The organism is Streptomyces sp. AP-93 (genome assembly GCF_022808175.1).
Lineage (GTDB): Bacteria > Actinomycetota > Actinomycetes > Streptomycetales > Streptomycetaceae > Streptomyces.
The window spans coordinates 1-20,928 of record NZ_JALGBX010000032.1 but is presented as its reverse complement, the minus strand read 5'-3'; the positions used below and the strand labels follow the sequence as shown (position 1 = coordinate 20,928).

Annotated in this window: 17 protein-coding genes; 8 read left to right on the top strand and 9 right to left on the bottom strand. The window is 73.7% G+C overall.

Going from position 1 to position 20,928, the window contains the following annotated elements:
- Positions 1-4 precede the first annotated feature (4 nt).
- The gene (locus MTF69_RS37160) at positions 5-1,105 is read right to left on the bottom strand and encodes a DUF5925 domain-containing protein (protein WP_243340914.1); all 1,101 of its coding nucleotides are present in this window, start codon (positions 1,103-1,105) and stop codon (positions 5-7) included.
- Between the two features lie 218 nt (positions 1,106-1,323).
- Here MTF69_RS37160 and MTF69_RS37155 point away from each other — a divergent pair, with 218 nt between their 5' ends.
- Positions 1,324-2,124 carry an SGNH/GDSL hydrolase family protein gene (locus MTF69_RS37155; RefSeq protein WP_243341004.1) on the top strand — a complete coding sequence of 267 codons (801 nt, stop codon included), beginning with the start codon at positions 1,324-1,326 and terminating at the stop codon, positions 2,122-2,124.
- A gap of 34 nt (positions 2,125-2,158) precedes the next feature.
- On the opposite strand, the gene MTF69_RS37150 is transcribed toward MTF69_RS37155, so the two are convergent.
- The gene (locus MTF69_RS37150) at positions 2,159-3,838 is read right to left on the bottom strand and encodes a serine/threonine-protein kinase (protein ID WP_308401503.1); all 1,680 of its coding nucleotides are present in this window, start codon (positions 3,836-3,838) and stop codon (positions 2,159-2,161) included.
- A gap of 299 nt (positions 3,839-4,137) precedes the next feature.
- Between MTF69_RS37150 and MTF69_RS37145 the strand changes: the two genes are divergently transcribed.
- Positions 4,138-4,407 carry a hypothetical protein gene (locus MTF69_RS37145; protein WP_030720225.1) on the top strand — a complete coding sequence of 90 codons (270 nt, stop codon included), beginning with the start codon at positions 4,138-4,140 and terminating at the stop codon, positions 4,405-4,407.
- 72 nt (positions 4,408-4,479) lie between these two features.
- Here MTF69_RS37145 and MTF69_RS37140 read toward each other — a convergent pair whose 3' ends face one another.
- The 3 genes from MTF69_RS37140 to MTF69_RS37130 are packed head-to-tail and all read right to left on the bottom strand — an operon-like array spanning position 4,480 to position 7,500.
- Complete coding sequence (locus MTF69_RS37140; protein ID WP_243340912.1) at positions 4,480-5,676, bottom strand: CaiB/BaiF CoA-transferase family protein; 1,197 nt, start codon at positions 5,674-5,676, stop codon at positions 4,480-4,482.
- Positions 5,677-5,707: 31 nt separating this feature from the next.
- Entirely contained in the window at positions 5,708-6,511 is an 804-nt protein-coding gene (locus tag MTF69_RS37135) for an ABC transporter permease (RefSeq protein WP_243340910.1), read from the bottom strand.
- A complete protein-coding gene (locus tag MTF69_RS37130) occupies positions 6,508-7,500 on the bottom strand; it encodes an ATP-binding cassette domain-containing protein (protein ID WP_243340909.1) in 993 nt (330 codons plus the stop codon). Before MTF69_RS37130 ends, MTF69_RS37135 begins: the two co-directional genes overlap by 4 nt.
- A 70-nt stretch (positions 7,501-7,570) precedes the next feature.
- Here MTF69_RS37130 and MTF69_RS37125 point away from each other — a divergent pair, with 70 nt between their 5' ends.
- Positions 7,571-8,305, top strand: a complete 735-nt coding sequence (locus MTF69_RS37125; protein WP_243340907.1) for a TetR/AcrR family transcriptional regulator — start codon at positions 7,571-7,573, stop codon at positions 8,303-8,305.
- A gap of 849 nt (positions 8,306-9,154) precedes the next feature.
- Here MTF69_RS37125 and MTF69_RS37120 read toward each other — a convergent pair.
- Positions 9,155-10,312: a type ISP restriction/modification enzyme gene (locus MTF69_RS37120; RefSeq protein WP_243341002.1), complete on the bottom strand. Its 1,158-nt coding sequence runs from the start codon at positions 10,310-10,312 to the stop codon at positions 9,155-9,157.
- A gap of 177 nt (positions 10,313-10,489) precedes the next feature.
- Between MTF69_RS37120 and MTF69_RS37115 the strand changes: the two genes are divergently transcribed.
- Entirely contained in the window at positions 10,490-10,651 is a 162-nt protein-coding gene (locus MTF69_RS37115) for a hypothetical protein (RefSeq protein ID WP_243340906.1), read from the top strand.
- A gap of 32 nt (positions 10,652-10,683) precedes the next feature.
- On the opposite strand, the gene MTF69_RS37110 is transcribed toward MTF69_RS37115, so the two are convergent.
- Positions 10,684-11,433, bottom strand: a complete 750-nt coding sequence (locus MTF69_RS37110; protein WP_243340904.1) for a GntR family transcriptional regulator — start codon at positions 11,431-11,433, stop codon at positions 10,684-10,686.
- Between the two features lie 64 nt (positions 11,434-11,497).
- Complete coding sequence (gene hmgA, locus MTF69_RS37105; protein WP_243340903.1) at positions 11,498-12,820, bottom strand: homogentisate 1,2-dioxygenase; 1,323 nt, start codon at positions 12,818-12,820, stop codon at positions 11,498-11,500.
- A gap of 309 nt (positions 12,821-13,129) precedes the next feature.
- On the opposite strand from hmgA, the gene MTF69_RS37100 reads away from it, so the two are divergent.
- The 4 genes from MTF69_RS37100 to MTF69_RS37085 all read left to right on the top strand — a co-directional run bounded on the left by MTF69_RS37100 (position 13,130) and on the right by MTF69_RS37085 (position 18,856).
- Positions 13,130-15,298: a right-handed parallel beta-helix repeat-containing protein gene (locus MTF69_RS37100; RefSeq protein WP_243340901.1), complete on the top strand. Its 2,169-nt coding sequence runs from the start codon at positions 13,130-13,132 to the stop codon at positions 15,296-15,298.
- A 107-nt stretch (positions 15,299-15,405) separates the two neighbouring features.
- Positions 15,406-16,218, top strand: coding sequence for a cupredoxin domain-containing protein (locus tag MTF69_RS37095; RefSeq protein ID WP_243341001.1), 813 nt, complete (start codon positions 15,406-15,408; stop codon positions 16,216-16,218).
- Positions 16,219-16,731: 513 nt separating this feature from the next.
- Positions 16,732-18,186: a hypothetical protein gene (locus tag MTF69_RS37090; protein ID WP_243341000.1), complete on the top strand. Its 1,455-nt coding sequence runs from the start codon at positions 16,732-16,734 to the stop codon at positions 18,184-18,186.
- 49 nt (positions 18,187-18,235) lie between these two features.
- Positions 18,236-18,856 carry a TetR/AcrR family transcriptional regulator gene (locus MTF69_RS37085; RefSeq protein ID WP_243340999.1) on the top strand — a complete coding sequence of 207 codons (621 nt, stop codon included), beginning with the start codon at positions 18,236-18,238 and terminating at the stop codon, positions 18,854-18,856.
- Between the two features lie 61 nt (positions 18,857-18,917).
- Here MTF69_RS37085 and MTF69_RS37080 read toward each other — a convergent pair whose 3' ends face one another.
- Positions 18,918-20,285, bottom strand: coding sequence for a (2,3-dihydroxybenzoyl)adenylate synthase (locus tag MTF69_RS37080; RefSeq protein WP_243340899.1), 1,368 nt, complete (start codon positions 20,283-20,285; stop codon positions 18,918-18,920).
- Positions 20,286-20,928 lie beyond the last annotated feature (643 nt).

Genomic DNA, 20,928 nt, shown 5'->3' with positions numbered 1-20,928 from the left:
GCACCTACAAGTACAGTCCCGCCTCCGTGTCGTGGCCCTGCGGCGGCAGCAGGGCGGCGGGGCCCGACGCGCCGCGGCGCAGGGCGTAGAGCTCCGCCAGCGTCGCGCCCTCGCGGGAGATGCCCTCGTCGGTGCCGAGCCAGTCCACCGCCTCCCGGTGCGTCAGCCGGCCGATCTCGATGCGGGCGAGGCAGCGCCCCGGCCGGACCACCGCCGGGTGGAGCCGCTCCAGGTCCTCGTTGGTCGTGACGCCCACCAGGACGTTGCGGCCCTGGCCGAGGAGGCCGTCGGTGAGGTTCAGCAGCCGTGACAGCGCCTGCCCGGCGGTGTGCCGGGCCTCGCCGCGGATCAACTCGTCGCAGTCCTCCAGCAGCAGCAGCCGCCAGCGGCTCTTCGCGGTGCCCTCGTCCTCGCCGATCGCGATGTCCATCAGGTAGCCGATGTCGTTGAACAGCCGCTCCGGGTCCAGTACGCAGTCCACCTGGCACCAGTCCCGCCAGGACCGGGCGAGCGTGCGCAGGGCGGAGGTCTTCCCGGTGCCCGGAGGGCCGTGCAGCAGGAGTAGCCGGCCGGCGATGTCGTCCGGGGTGACCTTCATCAGCCGGTCCATCGCCCCGGCCACCGGAGCCGTGTAGTTGGGCCGCACCTCTTCCCAGGTGCCGGCCGCGATCTGCCGGGTCGTGCGGTAGGGGCCGCGGCGCGGGGAGACGTACCAGAACCCCATCGCGACGTTCTCGGGCTGCGGTTCGGGCTCGTCCTGCGCGCCCTCCGTGGCCTCGCCCAGCACCTCGGCGGCGAGTTCCTCGCTGACCGCCGTCACCGTGACGTCCGCGCCCCGGCTCCAGCGGGAGACGAGCATGGTCCACCCCTCGCCCTCGGCGAGCGTCGCGCTGCGGTCGCTGTCGCGGGCGGAGCGCAACACCGTTGCCCCGGACGGCAGCAGGGTCGCGCCCGGCTTGACCCGGTCGATCGACACGCTGTGCGAGTAGGGCTGCTCGCCGGACGCGAAGCGGCCGAGGAACAGCGCGTCGACGACGTCCGACGGGGAGTCGCTGTCGTCGACGTTGAGCCGGATCGGCAGTGCGTCTTGGGGGTTGGCTGGCATGGCGCCCATGATCCGGCACGAACTGGCCTCATGCACCCGTGTTTCGCCGGATCGGGTGGCGGGATTCCCTCTTCAAACGCCGTGCGGGTGAAGATTCGCGCCGCATGTCCACCCCGAACATTCTTGGCATGGACACTTCCAGCCGACCTCGGTTCCTTGTACCACGGACTCAGGAGTAACTCCGGAGTAACCCCCCACGAGGAGCCGCACACATGAGCATGAGAATGCCTCGTTTCGCCGCCTTGGCCTCGGCCCTGTTACTCGCCGCGGGCGCAGCCCTGTTCGGAGCCGGCCAGGCGACCGCCGCCGCCGACTTCGGCTACGTCGCCCTCGGTGACTCCTATTCCTCCGGCGTAGGCGCCGGCAACTACGACAGCGCCAGCGGGAACTGCAAGCGCACCACCCGCGCCTACCCGGCCCTCTGGGCCGCCGCACACGCCCCCCAGACCTTCTCCTTCGCCGCCTGCTCGGGCGCCCGTACGGGTGATGTGATGAGCGGTCAGCTCGCACCGCTGAACGCGGGCACCGACCTCGTCAGCATCACCATCGGCGGCAACGACGCCGGCTTCTCCGACGTCATGACCACCTGCGTCCTCCAGTCCGAAGCCACCTGCGTGAGCCGCGTCAACCAGGCCAAGGCCTACGTCGACTCCACCCTCCCCGGCCAGCTCGACACGGTCTACAACGCCATCCACAGCCGGTCCCCGGGCGCCCGCGTGGTCGTCCTCGGCTACCCCCGCTTCTACAAGCTGAACGGCACCTGCGTGGCCGGGCTCTCGGAGGGCGAGCGCAAGGCCATCAACGGTGCCTCCGACCACCTCAACGCGGCCATCGCCAAACGCGCCGCCGACCACGGCTTCGCCTTCGCCTCGGTCGCGAGCGCCTTCACCGGCCACGAGATCTGCTCCAGCAGCCCGTGGCTGCACAGCGTCAACTGGCTGAACATCGGCGAGTCCTACCACCCGACCGCCGCCGGACAGTCCGGCGGCTACCTGCCGGTCTTCACCAGCGCGGCCTGACACGTCACGGCCTGAGGCGTCACGGCCCGACGCCTCACGGACTGGCCGTCGGACCCGGGTTCGGTGACGGGGAGCCGGTCGGTCCGGACGTGCTCGGGGAGGAGGCCCCGCCCGTCGGGGTCTCCTCCTCGCACGTCACAGAGAACTCCAGCCACGCCGAAGCCGCTTCCGACGGCGCCCGGATCTCCAGCCGCACCGCGTCCTCGAAGGCCGCGTCCGGGTCGTGCGTCAGCTCCGTGTGGTCCAGCCGTACGCTCCCCGGTCCGCCCGCCGGATACGCGAGGGTCCGCCAGCCGGGGCCCGTGGTCCGCCCGCTTCGCGTGGCCCAGCGGTACTCCACCACCGCCGGCGTGCGGTCCACCGCGACGGTGGCGGTGAAGGCGGGCGCCTCCGCGGCGGGCGCCGGGCAGTCGCCGCGATAGGTGTCCCGGACGGCCCGGACGGCGGACAGGGTGATGCCGGGCGGCGGCGTGGCCGAAGGGGAGGGAGAGGGGCTGGGGGAAGGCGAGGGCGAGGCGCTCGGCGAGGGGGTCGGGGAGGGCGAAGGGCTCTGCGTGACGGTCGGGGTGGGCGTCGCCCCGTCCGAGCCGTCGCCGCCCGTGCCGCGGTCCTTCAGCAGCAGCCACCCCAGCAGGACCACCACCGCGAGCAGCACCACGATTCCGAGGGTCAGCACCAGCCCGGCCCCGTTCCGCTCGGGCTCCGGGGGGTACGTCCGCACCGGCCCGGTCCCCGGTGCGGGCGCCGGCAGCGGCGGGGTGGGGTGGCCGTAGCGGTGCTGCGCCACGGAGGTCGGGCTGTCCGCCCCCGCCGGCGGGCCCGGCGCCGGACCCGCCGCGGGACCCGACACCGGGCCGCCGGAGGCCCGTACGGTTCCGCCCGCGCCGACGATGCGCAGCATCCGGGCCGCCTCCGCCGCGGACAGCCGCTCCTCGGGATCCTTGACCAGCAGCCCCTCCAGGACGGGCGTCAGCGGCCCGGCCCGCAGCGGCGGCGGGAACTCCTCCTCCACCACCGCCCGCAGCGTGGCCACCGGGGACTCCCTGTGGAAGGGCGATACGCCCTCCACGGCCAGGTACAGCGTCACGCCGAGCGCCCACAGGTCCGACCCGGGACCCGGCTCGTGCCCCAACGCCCGCTCGGGCGGAAGGAATTCGGGGGAGCCGACCACCTCGCCCGTCATGGTGATGGCGGTGGAGCCCTCCAGGCTCGCGATCCCGAAGTCGCCGAGCACCACCCGGCCGTCGTTGGCGATCAGCACGTTGCCCGGTTTGACGTCCCGGTGCAGCACCCCCGCCTCGTGCGCGGACCTCAGTGCGGCCAGTACCTGTTCGCCGATGTGTGCGGTCCGCTGCGGGGTGAGCGGCCCGTCGCCCTCCAGGACCTCCGCGAGCGAGAGTCCCCGTACGATCTCCATCACGATCCAGGGCCGGCCGTCCTCGGTGGCCACGTCGTAGACCGTGACCACGCCCCGGTGCGAGACGCGGGCCGCGGCCCAGGCCTCCCGCTCCAGCCGCCGGTACATGCGGGCCACCTCGGCCTCGTCCATTCCGGCCGGTGCGCGCACTTCCTTGACGGCGACCTCGCGCCCCAGGACTTCGTCCCGGGCTCGCCACACCATGCCCATCCCACCGCGGCCGAGCGGGCCCAGCAGGCGGTAGCGTCCGGCGATGACGCGCTCGCCCCCGCCTCCGTTCGCCGTGGACTCAGTCACCGAAAGCCTCATTCACGCGCGCCCCCAAGAGAGTTACCGGACGATCACTCCAAGTTAGCGCAGAGCGTGCGCCGTGGCTCCGGTCGCGACAGGAGTCACGCAGTCGCCGCCGATCCGGTTCCATGTCCCGCACGCCCCGCCGGATTTCGCGGAGAGTGACGGTCGACTCCGCTGAGTAATCGTCAACTCCCGCTGGCCGCACGGGCAATTCACACCACCGGGATACCCGTGCGCGACGTGGGGACGATAGGGTTACCCTGCCCGGTGGGCCGGGTGCCCTCGTACGGGTGGGGAGAGACATGGAACAGATAGCAATGCGCAGCAGGCCGCCTCGCGTGCCTGCCATCACTTGCGGGAGCGGTGCGACCAGTTCGCGCCTCGACCGCCACCTCGCCGTGCTGGGCGGTCCCGCCGTCCCGCACCGCGAGACCGCCGAGGCGACGCTGCTCATGCGTGAGCTGACCTCGCGCGACCACACGCACCGGCTGCGGAGCCGGAGCGCGCGCGTATCGCTCTTCGCGCCGCTGCGGAGGCTGCGGCGCACCCTCTTCGGCAGCCGCCGCTCGTAACCGACCGCTTTCGGGGCGTACCCGCCCCCGCAGCGCCGCCGCTCCCTCCCCGGCCTGATCAACCCTGCCCAGTCAGCGAACCACACCGTCCCGGCGCAGTGCCGTGATCTGTTCGCCCGTCATCCCCAGGGCGTGCAGCAGGGATTCGGTGTGCTCGCCGAGCGCGGGCACCGCACCCATGTGCGGTGCCGCGCTGCCGGGCAGCCCGATCGGCGGCAGCAGGGCCCGCAGCGGGCCCGCAGGCGAGCCCACCTCCCGCCAGCGGTCCCGGGCCTCCAGCTGCGGGTGCGCGGCGAGCTGCGCCACCGAGTTCAGCCGCGCGCAGGCGATGCCCGCGGCTTCCAGCCGCTCGATCGCCGCGCCCGCGCCGAGCCGGCCCAGCGCTTCGGCGACCACCGCGTCGGTCTTCTCCCGGTTCGCGGTGCGCGCGGCGTTCGTGGCGAACCCCGGGTCATCGGCCAACTCCGGGCGCTCCAAGAGCTGTTCGGACAGCCGCCGCCACTCCCGGTCGTTCTGCACCGACAGCAGCACCCGGTCCCCGTCCGCCGTCGCGTAGGCGTCGTAGGGCGCGATCACGGCGTGCGCGAGGCCCGTCCGCACCGGCTGCTCGCCGCCGTGCATGGTGTGGTGCAGCGGATGCCCCATCCACTCGGCGAGCGCGTCCAGCATCGACACCTCCACCCTGCCGCCGCGCCCGGTGGTGCCGCGCCGCAGCAGGGCCGCGAGCACGCCCGAGAAGGCGTACATGGCGGCCGCGATGTCCGCCGCCGGGACCCCCGCCTTGACCGGCTGCTCCGGGGTGCCGGTCACCGAGACCAGGCCGGCCTCGCACTGGACGAGCATGTCGTAGGCGCGCTTGTGGGCGTACGGGCCTTCGGGCCCGTAGCCGGAGACGTCCACGGCCACCAGTCGGGGGTAGCGGGCGCACAGCGCGGCGGAGTCGAGCCCGAGCCGGGCCGCTGCCCCCTGGGCGAGGTTCTGCACGAACACGTCGGCCCCGCCGAGCAGCCCGTGCAGGACCTCGCGGCCGCGCGGGTCCTTGAGGTCGAGCGCGATCGACTCCTTCCCCCGGTTGGCCCACACGAAGTGCGAGGCGAGACCGTGCGCGGCGGTGTCGTAGCCGCGTGCGAAGTCGCCCCCGTCGGGCCGCTCGACCTTGATCACCCGGGCGCCGAGGTCGGCGAGCTGACGGGTGGCGAAGGGCGCGGAGACGGCCTGCTCGACGGAGACGACGGTGATGCCGTCGAGGGGGAGGGGCTCGGTAGTCATGAGCCCTGCCTACCTGGTGGGGGCCGGTCTGTCACCCCCGGCCGCGTGCGAACCGGCGCGTGGCGGCGGGCACGGACAGGGCCAGCAGGACCAGTGACCACAGCAGCGCCCCGGCGACCGGGTGCGCGACCGGCCAGGCGGCGCCGGCCGCGGCCTCGCCCGCTGCGGCCCCGCCGCCGATGTTTCCGCACAGCACGCGCACGGCGGTGGCGACCGCGCTGATCGGGTTCCACTCGGCGGCCGTGCGCAGCCACCCGGGCAGCCCGGCCGTCGGCAGGTACGCGCTGGAGAGCAACGGCAGGATGAAGGTGGCGCCCCCGAGCTGCCCCGCCGCCTCCTCGCTCCTGCTCAGCAGGCCGAGGTACGTCCCCACCCACGCGGTGGCGAAGCGGAACAGCAGCAGGAGGCCGAAGGCCCCGAGGGCTCCCGGGAGCCCGTTCTCCGCCCGCCAGCCCATGGCCAGCCCCACCAGGATCAGCGGCACCATCGAGACGCCGGTCGTCACCAGATCCGCGGCCGTCTGCCCGAGCGGCACCGCGCTGCGGCTCATCGGCAGGGTCCGGAAGCGGTCCGTCACCCCGCGGTGCGCGTCCTGCGCGGCCGTGAACATGCCGGCCATCAGGCCGTTCGCGGCGGTGGCGGCGAGCAGCCCCGGGACCAGGAACTGCCGGTACTCGGAAGCGGGCATGGCGAGCGCGCTGCCGAAGACGTAGCCGAAGAACAGCAGCATGGTGACCGGCATGGTCTGCGTGAGGATCAGCAGGCCCGGGGCGTGCCGGGCCTTCTGCAGCTGGCGGGTGAGGACGGCGCCGCCGTCGGACAGCAGGGTGCTCATGCCGCGTTCTCCTCGAGTGCGGTGGCGGGACGGGTTCCGGGCCGGGCTCCGGGACGGGCTCCGGTGAGGCGCAGGAACACCTCGTCGAGGGTGGGCGGACGCAGACTCGCGTCGGTGACGGCGATGCCGGCCGCGTCGAGCGCCCGGACGATCTGCGGCAGCGTGAGGGTGGGGTCGAGGACGGTCGCGCCGACGGTGAGGCGCTCCCGGTCCAGGGCGGGCAGGCCCCCCGTCAGCTGGTCGAGTACGGCGGCCGCACCCGCGAGGGCCCCGGCCCCGCCGACGCAGACCTCGGCGTAGGCGCCGATCCGGGCCTTGAGCTCGGCGGGGGTGCCGGTGGCGGCTGCCCGGCCGTGGTCCACGACCACGATGTCGTCGGCGATCCGGTCGGCCTCCTCCAGGTACTGGGTGGTGAGCAGCACGGTGGTCCCCTCGCGCGCGAGGTCTCGTACCGCCGTCCAGATCTGCTCGCGGGCCGCTGGATCGAGGCCGGTCGTGGGCTCGTCGAGGAACAGCACGCGGGGCCGGGTGACCAGTCCGGCGGCCAGGTCGAGGCGCCGGCGCATCCCGCCGGACCAGGTGCCCGCCACCCGGTCGGCGGCCTCGGTGAGGCCGAAGCCGTCCAGCAGCTCGTCGGCGCGGGCGCGGACGGCGCGACCGCGCAGTCCGGCGAGCCGGGCGAAGAGCCGGAGGTTCTCGGCTCCGGTCAAATCCCCGTCGACCGAGGCGAATTGGCCGGTGGCCCCGATGGCGCGACGGACGGCGGCCGGGTCCCGGGTGACGTCGTGGCCCGCGACGAGGGCGCGGCCGGCCGTGGGCGTGGTGAGGGTGCTGAGGATCCGGACGGCGGTGGTCTTGCCCGCGCCGTTGGGGCCGAGGAGGCCGCACACGGTGCCCGGCGGGACGGCGAGGTCGAGGCCGCGCAGGGCGTGGACCTTGCCGTAGCTCTTCTCCAGACCCTCACTAAGTACAGCGTACGTAGTAGTCATGCAGTGCACCCTACCTGACTACGTACGCCGTACGTAACTACGATGGTGAGGATGGACGAGGTGATGAGCGATGACACCCAGCGGCCGCTCCGCTGAACCCGAAGTGATCTGGGCCCGCCCGCCGCGGGCCGGCCGCGGCCCCCGGCCCGCCCACAGCCGCGACTCGATCGCCGCCGAGGCGGTGCGGATCGCCGACGAGGAGGGGATCGACGCCGTCTCGATGCGGCGCGTGGCGGCCGGGATCGGCGCCGGGACCATGTCCCTCTACAACTACGTGCCGCGCAAGGAGGACCTGTACGAGCTGATGGTCGACGCGGTCAGCGGGGAGTACGCCCTCGCGCCGCCGGCCGGCGACTGGCGGGCCGACCAGCTCGCGCTGGCCCGCCAGACCCGGGCCATCATGCACCGGCACCCCTGGCTGCCCCGGCTGCTGAGTCCGGTCCACGGATTCGGCCCGAACGCCCTGCGGTACCTGGAGCACAGCCTGGCCTGCCTGGCGCCGCTCGACGCTCCGGGCGGGGAGAAGCTGGAACTGATCGCGGCGGTCAACGGCACGGTCGCAGCCTTCGTGGCGGGCGAGCTGGCTCTGGCCGAGCGGGCCCGCCAGCTTCCCTGGAGCGAGGCCGAAGAACAGGCGGTACGGGCGGCCTGGCTCGGCTCCCGGCTGGCGACGGGGGAGTACCCGCTGCTGGCGGGCATGCTCGCGGCTGCGCCGGGGGTGCCGGGGGAACTGGCCGACCCGGCCGAGGTGTTCGACCGGTCGGTGTCGCGGCTGCTGGGGGCGTGGGCCCCCCGGGGGGCCTGAGACCGGCCGGTCGCCTGGCGCGGCGCCGCTGCCGGGGACCAGTCCCCGGGCCCCTGCGCCTCAAACGCCGGCGGGGCTGGGTTGTGGTCGGTGGGGCGTGGCTGCGGGTGGGGGCCGGTGCCGGGGGCGGGGTGGGGTGTCGGCCTGGACTGCATGATTTAGGCGCCCTGTGCCTGACTTCGACAGTTGTGGGGTGTGCTTGCGCCACAAATCACGCTTTACGTCCAGGCCGACACCCCACCCCGCCCCCGTCCCCGTCCCGGGCCGCCCCCGGCCCCCGCCGACGGGAGGATGATCGGCCCGCCCCCCGGACCCGCCGACGGGAGGATTATCGGCCCGCCTCCAGCCCCGCCGACGGGAGGGTTATCAGCCCGCCCGAGCCAATCCAGCCGCCCGCGCCAACCAGCCCGCCCGCGTCAATCCGGCCGCTGCGTCAATCCAGCCCGCCCGCGTCATTCCAGCCGTCCGGCGTTTGAGGACCGGGGTCTGGGGCGGAGCCCCAGGGGGTCCGGGCGGAGCCCGGGGCCCTTCCAGCCCGTCCGGTGTTTGAGGACCGGGCTCGGGCCGGCCCGGTGGCATCCCCCAGCCTCGCCGGCGTTTGAGGCGCGGGTCCGGGCAGCGCCCGGGGAACGGTGGAAGGGTGGGTAGGGGACCTCGCCCCGCAGGGCCGAACCACCCGCACCGCCACGCCCATGCCCGCCCGGGGGGCCTGCCACGGGATGGGCTCCGCCGGGTGGGCCCACTCCGGCGTCCGCCCGGGTGGGCCCTGTTCCGGCGGGCTCCGGCCCAGGCGGTCCCATTCCGGTAGGGCGCCGCCAAGGCAGGACGCCCCCTCGAGGCCCCCGCGGGTCAGAGCAGGGCGAACTGCCCGCCCGGCCCCTCCTCCTGGTGGTCCAGGACCGAGGCCGGCCGCCGGGCCCAGCCGGGAGGCGGCAGGACCCCCGCCGCACGCAGCTCGGCGGCGTCCAGCGCCGGGCCCACCTCGAACGCGGCCCGCTCCGGCTCCAGTTCGGCCAGCAGTGCCAGGGTCGTCACCAGGGCGAGCAGTTCCGAGGTCCAGCCCTGCGGCCACTCGGCCGGGCCCACCGCGTCCAGCCCCTCGGCCTCCGGGTCCCGGTGTGCGAGCCGCGCGGCGAACCAGGACTCCAGGACGCGGACGCCCTGGACCTCGTACTCCCACGCCCCGGCCGGTACGGGCGACACGGTGCCGGCGTCGGCACCGGCGTCGGCGCCGACCCCGACGGTCAGGGTCTCGCTCTCCGGGTCGTACGAGAGCTCGCGCGGCCACGCCGGCAGCGCCGAGCGGACGTACGGCCGGCGCCCGCCGGGCAGCCGGGGCGCCTCGCCGCCGCGGGCCCCGCGCAGCCGGACGGAGAGCAGCCGGTGGCCCAGCTCCAGCCCGGCCCGCCAGCGCGTGGCGTCGGAGGTGAGGGGGACCTCGTACCCCCGGGGGCCGGGGCGGCCGGCGGCGAGGATCCAGCAGAGCAGGTCCTCGGGGGTGACCCAGGTGCCGTAGCGCTCGCCGAGCAGGTGCTGCAGCCCGGGGGCGAGATTGGGCTCGGCGCCGCCCGGGCGGCGGTGCAGCGGGCGGATCCGGCCGAGCCGCCCGGCCGGCAGGTGCGCGGTGACCAGCAGCGCCGCCGGCTGCGCGGGCTCCACGACGAACAGCTGGTGCTCGTCCAGCACCCGCCACAGCTCCGGGCGGGCCAGGTCGATGAGCCGCTGGTCGGGCAGCAGCCACTGCTCGTCGAAGGGCTCGCGCAGGATCCGTACGGGGTCGGGGCGCGGCCCGGGCACGTCCGCGAAGCGGGCCGTGGAGCCCGCGCGCTGGCCCGGCAGCGCCGCCGCCCCGGCGCCCGTGGTCCGCGCCCGGGTCGGGCGGAACAGCCGCTCCCGCTCGGGGCCCTCGGCGGCGGCCAGGGCGGCCCACCGGGCGCGCAGGGTGGCCGGATCGGGGGCCGCGACCCAGGCCCGGCCCAGGCGCAGGGAGCTCACGGCCCAGGGCATCAGATCGTCCAGCAGCGGGTCCCGCGGGGATGCGTCAGCGCTCACCCGGCCGATGGTAGCGACGCCACCCGGTGACCGGGCCGCGTCCGGGCCGGAGAGTTAGGCTCGCTATGTAGGGATCTGCCCGGTTCCGGACGGAGCCGGGCCGAACCAGGCGACCCGTCCCGGGAGGCGGACATGAGCCAGTACGACGAGTACTCGACCCCGTCGCAGGCCGAGGGGGAACGGCTCGACGAGGACCTGGACGAGAAGCAGAAGAAGCTCCGCCACCCCCAGACGCAGCGGACCACGCCGTCCCAGGCCGAAGGCGAGCGCGGAACGGAGGATGACCAGAAGTAGACGACCAGAAGGAGACGACCAGAAGTAGGCGATCAGTGTGCGTCGACGGTCACGGTGAAGGAGAAGCGGTCCCCGCGGTACCGGATCCGCGCCACGTCGACCACCCGGCCGGAGCCGTCGTACGTGACACCCGTGTAGTGCAGGATCGGGCTCAGCAAGGGCACTTGGAGCAGATCGGCCGTGAGCGGGTCGGCGAGCCGGGCCTCCACGGTGTCGGTGATCCGGCTGATGTCCACCTTCACGATGTCCCGCAGGACCTTCGTCATCGGCCAACGCTCCAGATCCGCCAGGTCGATGGAGTCGGCGAGCTCCGGACGCACCGCGTTCTCCGCCCAGTTGGTCGGCTCGCCGCTCTCGCTGTCGCGGCGCAGCCTGCGGTACGTGACCACCTCGGCGGTGTCCGGGAAGTGCTCCAGCAGCTCCCCGGACACCGCCGTCCGCTCGTGCCCCAGGATCGTCGTAAGGTCGCCCGACTGCTGCGCCACGATCGCGTCGACCGAGCCGAGCAGCCGGACCGGGGCCCCGCGCAGCGCCGCCGGCTCGATGAAGGTCCCGCGCCGCCGGTGGCGGCTGATGAGGCCCTCGGTCTCCAGTTCCTTGAGCGCTTGCCGCATGGTCAGCACGCTGACCCCGTAATGCTCGGCGAGCTGCTCCTCGGTGGGCAGGCGCAGAGAGGCGTCCGCGGTGCGCCCGAGTATAGAGGCGCGCAGCGACTGGGAGACCTGGTACCAGAGCGGCAGCTTCCGGTTCAGTACCAGCGAGTCGGGGGCGAAGGCGGTCACGGGTGGTTCTCCGTAGGACGGGGTGGTGGGCGCGGCGGCGGCGCCGCGCGGCGTGCTCGTGATGTTAGGCGCGGAAGTGGCGCTGGAGCCCCTGCCAGACGTCGTCGTATCCGCCCTGGAGGTGGTCCGCGCCGGCCGCCTGGGCGGTGGCGGTGATCGGCCAGCGGGTCTCGAACATGAAGGCCAGACCGTCGTCGATCTTCTGCGGCTTCAGTTCGGCGGCGCTCGCCCGGTCGAAGGTCTCCCGGTCGGGACCGTGCGCGGACATCATGTTGTGCAGGGAGCCGCCGCCGGGCACGAAACCCTCCGCCTTGGCGTCGTAGGCGCCGTCGATGAGCCCCATGTACTCGCTCATGACGTTCCGGTGGAAGTACGGCGGGCGGAAGGTGTCCTCGCCGACCAGCCAGCGCGGCGCGAAGACCACGAAGTCCACGCCCGCCAGGCCCGCCGTGTCGGAGGGCGAGGTCAGGACCGTGAAGATGGACGGGTCGGGGTGGTCGTAGCTGATGGAGCCCAGGACGTTGAAACTGCGCAGGTCGTAGACGTACGGGACGTGCGTGCCGTGCCAGGCGACCACGTCGAGCGGGGAGTGGTCGTAGGTGGCCGTCCAGAGGTTGCCGCAGAACTTGTTGACGACCTCGGTCGGACGCTCGGCATCCTCGTACGAGGCCACCGGCGCCCGGAAATCGCGGGCGGCTGCGAGCCCGTTGGCGCCGATGGGGCCCAGGTCGGGGAGCTCGAAGGGCCGGCCGTAGTTCTCGCAGACGTACCCGCGGGCGGTCTCGTCCTGGAGCTCCACGCGGAAGCGGACCCCGCGCGGGATCAGCGCCATCTCGCCCGGGCGGGCGCTCAGCAGGCCGAACTCGGTGCGCAGGAGCAGGCCGCCGCGCTCGGGGACGATCAGCAGCTCGCCGTCGGAGTCGCTGAACACCCGGTCGGTCATCGAGGCGTTCGCGGAGTAGAGGTGGATGGCCATGCCGGAGCGCTGGGCGGCGTCGCCGTTGCCGCCGAGGGTCCAGAGGCCGGTCAGGAAGTCGGTACCCGCGGCCGGGTCGGGCAGCGGGTTCCAGCGGAGCCGGTTGGGGTCGGCCGGGGCCTCGGTGAAGGGCGCGCTGCGCAGGGCGCCGTTGCCGGTCCGGGTGAAGGGCGGGTGCGCGGCCGAGGGGCGGATCCGGTAGAGCCAGGAGCGGCGGTTGTGGGAGCGCGGCTCGGTGAACGCGCTGCCGCTGAGCTGCTCCGGGTAGAGGCCGAGGGGGGAGCGCTGGGGCGAGTTCCGCCCGATCGGCAGCGCACCGGGGACCGCCTCCGAGCTGTGCTCGTTGCCGAAGCCGGTGAGGTACTCCAGCGCCTCCGCCGTCTTCCTGGCCTGCTCGCTGCCGCCGCTCATTGCACGCTCCCGGTCTGCCGAAGGAATCCTATGCCTGACAGTAGGATTCCTGGGCTCGTGCGTCAACGGGGGATTCCTGTCAGTCGACCGACAGGCGAGGGCGTGGCGAGGGTGTGGCGCGGGCGTGGCGCGGGTGGGGCGGCGGGTGGGATGGGTTCCGGGGTGGGGCCGGTGTGGGTCGCGGATGGGTCCGGCGGCTGGGTCCGCGGCAGCGTCCGGAGAGGGCGCCCGGTTACGACTTGGCCTGTCAGGGGTCTATTCCTGCGCGAGGGGATCCCAAAAGATGAACATTCCTCTACTCTCACGCGCATGTCGTGGACCCGCAGGTTTCCTGCCGTGCCGGCGGCGCTCCTCGCCGCCCTCCTGGCACTTCTGTCACTCCTCGTCGCCGCGCCCGCCGCGAGCGCGCACGAGGAGCGCCCCGTCGAGTTCCCCGACGGCACCGGCTCCGTACCCGCCTACCGCGCGGGCGAGCCGGACCTGATCGTCTGCAAGACCGACCGGCCCGCCTTCGAACGCCGGATATCAGCCTTCCCCGACGCCCTCAAGCAGCGCAATCTCGCCCTCTACGAACGCTGCGAGAAGAACGGCTTCCGCGACCTCCAGGCGGCGGTCGACGCCGTGGACCGCCCGGGCATGAACATCGCGATCCTCCCCGGCCTCTACGAGGAGGAGCCCTCGCTCCCCAAGCCGACCGGGGAGTGCGCCTCGCTCAAGGCGCCCAATTCCTCGCTCGGCTACCAGATCCTGACCTACGAGCAGCAGGTGGCCTGCCGCCACAACCAGAACCTGGTCGCCGTCCTCGGCAAGACCGACCTTCAGATCGAAGGCACCGGAGCCTCCCGCCAGGACGTGGTCATCGACGCCAAGTACCAGAAGCTGAACGCGATCCGCGCGGACAAGTCCAACGGCATCTACTTCCGCAACTTCACCGCCCAGCGCACGACCTTCAACTCGCTGTACGTCCTCGCGGCCGACGGGTTCGTCATCGACGACGTCCTGACCCGCTGGAACGACGAGTACGGCTTCCTGACCTTCGCCAGCGACCACGGGCTGTACAAGAACTGCGAGTCCTACGGCAACGGCGACTCCGGCATCTACCCCGGCAGCGCCTCCGACATCAACGAGGGCCGCGGCTACGACGTCCCCCGCTACTCCATCGAGATCACCGGCTGCCGCAGCCACCACAACATGGTCGGCTACTCCGGCACCGCGGGCGACTCGGTGTACGTGCACGACAACGAGTTCGACCAGAACATGGGCGGCGCCTCGATGGACAGCGCCTTCCCCGGCCACCCCGGCCTCCCGCAGAACCACGCCTTCTTCGAACGCAACCTGATCCACGACAACAACGCCGACTACTACCACTACGTCGCGGACGGCACCTGCGCCAAACCGCCCGCCGAGCGCGGCTACGAGCAGGGCGTGGTCTGCCCGCAGATCTCCATGCCCCCCGGCACCGGCATCATCACCGCCGGCGGCAACTGGAACCTCTACGAGAACAACTGGGTGTACGGGCACCAGCGCGCGGGCTTCTTCCTCTCGGCCGTGCCCGCCTTCATCCGCGGCGAGGAGGCGCTCTCCAAGCAGACCGACACCTCCCACCACAACCGCTACGCCGGCAACATCATGGGCAAGGACAAGTCCGGCGCCTCCCGCCCCAACGGCATGGACGTGTGGTGGGACGGCCAGGGTCGGGGCAACTGCTGGCAGCAGGGCCCGGACGGCTCCACCCCGGGCACGCTCCCGCAGTGCGGCGAGCGGCGCGGCGCGGTCTCCGGCGCCTCGGCCCGGCTGGCCGGCGAACCGGTGAAGCTGGCCCAGCTCCTCGTCTGCGCCGACTACAGCGTCCAGGCGCGCAAACTCCCGGCCGGCTGCGACTGGTACGGCTCCCGGGGCCTCCAGCGGGTGGAGACCCAGCTCGCCCTCGCCGTCGCGGCGGTCCTCCTCCTGGTCGGCGGCCTCCTGTGGTGGCGCCGCCTGCGCGGCTCACGCCTGGCTGGAGTGGCCGCCCTGCTCGGCCTCGCGGGCTTGGCCCTGGACGTGGCCGGCTCCACGACGGGCCTGATCGGCACCTCCGTCCCGGCACTGGCCCTGCTCTGCCTCGGCCTGTGGTGGACCGGCACCGGCCTCGCCCTGCGCCCCACCCGGCCCTGGCTGGCCCGCCTGACCCTGCTGCTGGGCGCGCTCACCCTCCTCGACGCCTTCGACAAGGCCGTCCTGATGATCCCCTGGGTCCCGCTCAGCCCCGCCTGGATCCGGTCCCTCGTCGCCGTGGTCTGGATCCTCTGGGCCGTCATCGCCGCCGCCCGCCCGGGCGGTGCCCCGGCCCGCCCGGCAGGCCCGGGCGGCGACCCGGCCGGCGACCGGGTCCCCGTTCCCGCAGGCCCGGCCCCGACCCGCAGCGCCGAAGCCGAAGCCGAAGCCGCGGGCGGTCCCGGCCACGGCTCGGGCGCCGCCGGGGGAGACCGGCGGTGACGGGGCACCCGGGCAGCGACCGCCCCGCACGGCGGACCTCGTGCGACGCCTGCGGCACGCCGCCAGGCCGGTCCCGCCGGTCCCGCCGGACGGGCCGCGCGGCGGCACTGCTCGCCCTGGCCCTGCTCCTGGCCGGCGGCGCGGCGACGGGCTGCGGGGGGCGGGCCACCACCCACCACAAGCCCGGCACCACCCACGAGCAGGCCTCCGGCACGGCCGGCACCCTGCTCACTGCCGACGACGGCGCGGGCCACCGCCTCCGCGAGGTCCCGGCCGAGGGCGCGCCGGAGGTCCGGCTCGCCGCCCGGCCGGACTCCGAGGACGGCTGGAACCTCCAGCTGACGGTGACGAACTTCCACTTCACCCCCGACAGTGCCGGCGGCGGCGCCCTCCCGGGTGCCGGGCACGCGCACCTGGAGCTGGACGGCCGCAAACTGGCCCGCCTGTACGGCCCTTGGTTCCACCTGCCCGCCACGCAGGTGCCCGAGGGCGGCACGCACACCCTGACCGTCCGCCTCTACGCGGACGACCACACGGCCTGGGCGGTGGCGGGCAAGCCGGTCGAAGCCACCCTCCAACTCGCCGCAGGATCCGGCCGGTCCACGCACCCCCATTCCCCGGCCGCACCGTCTCCCACGCCCCCGGCGGCGGTGCAGGCCGACCGCACGGTGACCATCACCGTGCGGGACGGCAAGGTCAGCCCGGCCCCGGGCCGGGTGGAGGTGACGCGCGGCGAACGCGTCGCCCTACGGGTCACCAGCGATCGCGCTGACACCCTGCACGTGCACGGCATCGACAAGGAACTGGCCCTGCCGGCAGGACAGGAGGCCACCCTGATCCTGACGGCCGACCGCACGGGCCTCTTCGAGGTCGAGACCCACGAGACCAACCTCGTCCTGACTCAACTCGTCGTCCGATGACCCCACCACCCCGACCCCCAGAACCGCCCCGGACCCCGACCCGGGCGCAGTCCCCGACTGGGTCCCTGGCCCTGACCGGGTTCCTGGCTCTGGCCGGGTCCGTGACGCCGACCGGGTCCCTGGCCCGGTCCCTGGCACCGGCCGGGTCGCTGACGCCGACCGGGTCCCTGGCCCGGTCCCTGGCACCGGCCGGGTCGCTGACGCCGACCGGGTCCCTGGCCCTGGCCGGGTCCCTGGCTCCGACCCGGTCCCGGACCCAGGCCGCGTCCCCGACCCGGCCGCGCTCCTGGGCCCGACCGGGTCTCTGGGCCCGACCGGGGCGCCGGACTCGACTGGGTCTCTGGCCCCGACCAGGGCGCCGGCCCTGAGTCAGGCCGGGGTCCCAGCCCTGGCCTCAGCCCCGGCCTCAGCCCTGGCCCCAGCATCGGCCCCGACCCCGGCGGTCCGGCGGTGACCGGGTACGGGCCGGCGGCGGTCCCGTACGGGGTGTCCGGTGGCGGGTCCGGCCAGGGCGTGGTCCTTCACCCGGGCGATCCGCTCACCGTGTTCGCGCACGGCATCGGCTCGCAGCACGATCTGCCGATCTCTCCCTTCTACGCCTTCGCCGGCGCCTTCACCGCACTCTTCGTCTCCTTCCTCGCACTGGGTCTCCTCTGGTCCGCCTCCCGCTTCCGCGGCGACCGCTCCGGTCTGGCCCTGCCCGCCGGGCTCCAACGGGTGGCCGACGCGCCGGCCACCCGCACCGCCCTGCGCGGGCTCGGCCTCGCGGCCGCGCTCGCCGTCCTCCTGTACCTCCTCCTCGGCCCCGACGACCCCGCCCACAATCCCGCTCCCGGCGCCGTCTACGTCCTGCTCTGGGTCGGCCTCGTCCCCGCCTCCCTCCTCTTCGGTCCCGTCTGGCGCCTCCTCAACCCGCTCCGTGCCCTGCACCGACTGCTCGCCCGGGTGTCGGCGAAGCTCCGTACGGCCCGCCCCCCTGCCGCAGTTGCCGCCGGGACCGCCTCCGCTCGCTCCTCCCGGAGTCCGCGAGGTCCGGCACCGCACCTCGCCGCGGTGCCGGACCTCCCTGGCAGGCAGCCCCCGCAGCCCGCACAGCCCCCGCGCCCGGAGCCCCGGACGCACCGACCGCTCCCCGCCCGGCTGGGGCAATGGCCGGCCGCCGCCGGGCTCTTCGCCTTCACCTGGCTCGAACTCGTCTCTCCCGATCCCGCCTCCACCACCACCCTCCTGATCGCCCTGACCGGCTACGCCGCCGTCCAGCTCCTGCTCGCCGCCCGCTACGGCGAGCGCTGGTTCGCCGACGGAGACGCCTTCGAGGTCTACTCCGCCCTCCTGGCCCGGCTCTCCCCCCTCGGCCGTCGCAGCGACGGCCGCCTCGTTCTCCGTAACCCCTTCCACGGACTCGACGCGACACCCGAGCAGCCCGGACTCGTCGCCACCGTCTGCGTCCTGCTCGGATCCACCGCCTACGACGGCTTCTCCGACAACCCCTCGTGGATCAACGCGATCCAGACCTCCCCCCTCGGCCGCACGGCCGCGGCCACCCTCGGACTCATCGGAGCCGTCGCCCTCGTCGCCGCCCTCTACTGCCTCTGCGCGGCGGTCACCCGCCTCGTCTGCGGGCCGCACCCCGGCCCGCTGACCGCCTTCGCGCACTCACTCGTACCGATCGCCCTCGGCTATCTCGTCGCCCACTACTTCTCCCTCCTGGTAGTCGAAGGACCACGCACAGTCATCATGGCATTGGGTACTGACAACGCCCCCGAACCCTTGTCTCCCTTGGGTCCCGGCGGCCTCGCCGCCCTCCAGGTGATCGCCGTCGTCACCGGCCACGTCCTCGGCGTGATCGCCGCGCACGACCGCTCCGTACGCCTCTTCCCGCCCGCCAAAGCCGTCGCCGGGCAACTGCCGCTGCTCGCGCTGATGATCACGTACACGGTGGGCGGCCTCAGCCTGCTGCTGAACTGAGGCGGCCGAACCGGTACCGCCGCCGACCCGTGAACCCAGGAGCGGCATGATGGACCCCGTGCCCCCAGCCCACCCCCTGCGCCGGACGCCGATCCAGCAGCGCAGCGCCGACCGCCTCGCCCGGATCCTCGACGCCTGCGCGGAGCTCCTTGACGAGACCGGGTACGAGAACCTCAGTACCCGGGCCGTGGCCCTGCGGGCCGGCGTGCCGATCGGTTCGGTCTACCGGTTCTTCGGCAACAAACGGGCCATGGCCATCGCCCTGGCCCACCGCAATCTGGACCGCTACGCCGACGGCATCGAGCAGCGGCTCGCGGACCTCCCGGACACCGACTGGCGCCCGGTCGTCGACGCGGTGCTGGACGAGTACCTGGTCATGAAGCGCAGCGTGCCCGGCTTCGCCCTCGTCGACTTCGGGGTGCCGGCGCCACCGTCCGAGGGGCCCGCCTCCGACCCCAACCACCTGGTCGCCGTCCGCCTCACCGAACTCCTCGGCGCCCACCTCACCCTCACCCCGGACGCCGCCTTGGAGCGGGCCGTCCTGGTCGCGGTCGAGGCCACCGACGCCCTCATCCAGCTGGCCTTCCGCAACGACCCGGCAGGCGACCCCGACATCGTCGCCGAAACCCGAGCGATGATGCACGCCTACCTCGCACGCGTCCTGGACTGACCGGGCGGAGCACGCTCGTCGGATGGTGATGGCGCCCCCCGCTGGGGAAGCCGCCACCGCCTTACGCGCCGCCTTCGACGCGGCCGGTCACCACCAGGTTGCCGTCCGGCGTGCGCCGCGCCAGGGCGCCGGTGCGCACGTAGCCGTCGGGGGTGAAGGAGCGCGCATTGAGGCCGGGCGAACGGTAGTAGCCGCGGGCGGTGTAGGGGCCGCGGGCCAGGAGTTCGCCCGGCTCCCCGTCGGGGACTTCCGTGCCGTCGGCGTCGACGACGCGGATCTGGTCGTCGGGGGAGAGCGGACGGCCCTGCGTCGTGAGTACCGTCTCGTCGGGATCGTCGGTCCGTGTGAGGGTGAGCAGCCCTTCGTCCGTGCCGAAGACCTGCTGCAGGCGGCAACCCCATTCGGAGCTCACCCGTTCGGCGGTCGCACGGTCCAAGGGCAGGGTGCTGCCGCCGACCTGCACGAGACGCAGACTGCTCACATCGGCCCGGACCGCGGCAGCGGGACGCGCGTCGAGCCACAGCCGGGCGGTGGCCGGCGTCAGCGAGGCGACGGTGACCCGCTCGCGCTCGATGGCCGCCAGGAACGCGGCGGGTTCCGGGTCCTCGACCAGGACGACGGTGCCGCCGACGGTGAGGGTGCCGATGATGCCGGGGCCGCCGAAGGCGAGATTGAGGTCGGTGGGCAGCGCGGCGAGGTACACGTCGTCCTGGGTGAGCGCCACCAGCTCGGCAGCGGCCCGCGCCTGGTACGCGTAGTCGTTGTGGGTGCGCGGAACCAGTTTGGGCGCCTCGCCGGTGCCGCCGGAGAGCAGGAAGAACGCCACCTGGCCGGCGCTCAGCGTGAGCGGCGGCTCGGGCGGGGAGTCGAGGGAGTTCAGCGGGAAGTAGTGGCAGCCCGAAGTGTCGGTCGTGAAGCCGCCGTACGGGGACGAGGTGCCCGGCGGCTCGAAGGTGAACACCCGGCGCAGGAAGGGGCCCCGGGCCGCGATGTCGGCGGCCATCGCCGTGTGGTCGAAGCCCCGGTAGGTCGGGGGGCCGATGTAGCCGGTGGCCTCGGAGATCTGGACGGCGTGGGACACCTCGGGAGCGCGGTGCGAGATCGGGCAGATCACGGGAACCGCGCCGGCGCGCATCAGCGCGAACGTGGCGACGACGAGCTCGGGGATGTCGGGAAGCTGGACGACGACCCGCTGGCCGGGCCGGAGGCCGCGCAGCCGGAACCCGGCGGCCATCCGGCTCACGCGGCGGTTCAGGGCCGCGTACGTGATGCGGGTGTCGCCGTGGGCGAGTGCGGTCCGCGGTCCGTACTGCACGGCCCAGCCGCGCAGCAGGTTGTCCAGCGTATTGCCCCGCCAGTGGCCGGACGCCCAGTAGTAGTCGACGAATTCCTCGGGCCAGGGTGTACAGCCGTCGAGCATGGATGTCATTCGGTTCCTCGTGTACCGGCTTCTGAACCGGAAGCCGTGCGGGTCGTCCTTCGCCGTGAGCGGGAGAAAGCCCGCCGTCCTGACCTCGCAGTCAAATCCGTCCATACCCGTAGGGGCAATGTGCTTTCCAGACCAAGGGCGTCGAATCGCGTCAGCAGAAGGACCAATGGGCGCCGCTGACCAGGGGGAACGGCCGTGGTGTGTGGTGGCGGGCGCGATATTCGCGGCGCGGCGACGAGGGTATTGACGGCGTGCCGGGTCTCCGCGGAGCAGCATCCCGCTGTCATGGAGGCCGATGGGGTCCGGGTACGCGGATCCGTCCATGCAGGCGTGCGCGGAGCCCGCGCGACGAGCGGGCGCCCACGCGTGGCCGTTGGGCCCGTGGCTTCTGGCCACTGGTCTCTGGCCCGTGCCCTATTGCCTGCAGCCCGCGGGCCCCGGATTCCGGGCGGTGCCGGACCCCTCCCCACCGTGCCTACCGGTCGGTATGCTCGGTGCCGCCCGCGCGGGTCCGGCGCCCGTGCCCCGTGTCGCAGCCTGCTGCCCCTGGAGTCTCAATGACGAAGTCAAGCCGCTTGCGTGACCGGCGGGGCGGAGGTGAACGCCCGGTTGTCGCGCAGGAGAGCCCACAGGACGCTGGCGC

Bases quoted from the DNA above. Each gene is read 5' to 3' on its own strand.
- MTF69_RS37160 (WP_243340914.1), bottom strand. From the start codon at position 1,105: ATGCCAGCCAACCCCCAAGACGCACTGCCGATCCGGCTCAACGTCGAC.
- MTF69_RS37155 (WP_243341004.1), top strand. From the start codon at position 1,324: ATGAGAATGCCTCGTTTCGCCGCCTTGGCCTCGGCCCTGTTACTCGCC.
- MTF69_RS37145 (WP_030720225.1), top strand. From the start codon at position 4,138: ATGGAACAGATAGCAATGCGCAGCAGGCCGCCTCGCGTGCCTGCCATC.
- MTF69_RS37140 (WP_243340912.1), bottom strand. From the start codon at position 5,676: ATGACTACCGAGCCCCTCCCCCTCGACGGCATCACCGTCGTCTCCGTC.
- MTF69_RS37135 (WP_243340910.1), bottom strand. From the start codon at position 6,511: ATGAGCACCCTGCTGTCCGACGGCGGCGCCGTCCTCACCCGCCAGCTG.
- MTF69_RS37130 (WP_243340909.1), bottom strand. From the start codon at position 7,500: ATGACTACTACGTACGCTGTACTTAGTGAGGGTCTGGAGAAGAGCTAC.
- MTF69_RS37125 (WP_243340907.1), top strand. From the start codon at position 7,571: ATGACACCCAGCGGCCGCTCCGCTGAACCCGAAGTGATCTGGGCCCGC.
- MTF69_RS37120 (WP_243341002.1), bottom strand. From the start codon at position 10,312: ATGCCCTGGGCCGTGAGCTCCCTGCGCCTGGGCCGGGCCTGGGTCGCG.
- MTF69_RS37115 (WP_243340906.1), top strand. From the start codon at position 10,490: ATGAGCCAGTACGACGAGTACTCGACCCCGTCGCAGGCCGAGGGGGAA.
- hmgA (WP_243340903.1), bottom strand. From the start codon at position 12,820: ATGAGCGGCGGCAGCGAGCAGGCCAGGAAGACGGCGGAGGCGCTGGAG.
- MTF69_RS37100 (WP_243340901.1), top strand. From the start codon at position 13,130: ATGTCGTGGACCCGCAGGTTTCCTGCCGTGCCGGCGGCGCTCCTCGCC.
- MTF69_RS37085 (WP_243340999.1), top strand. From the start codon at position 18,236: ATGGACCCCGTGCCCCCAGCCCACCCCCTGCGCCGGACGCCGATCCAG.
- MTF69_RS37080 (WP_243340899.1), bottom strand. From the start codon at position 20,285: ATGACATCCATGCTCGACGGCTGTACACCCTGGCCCGAGGAATTCGTC.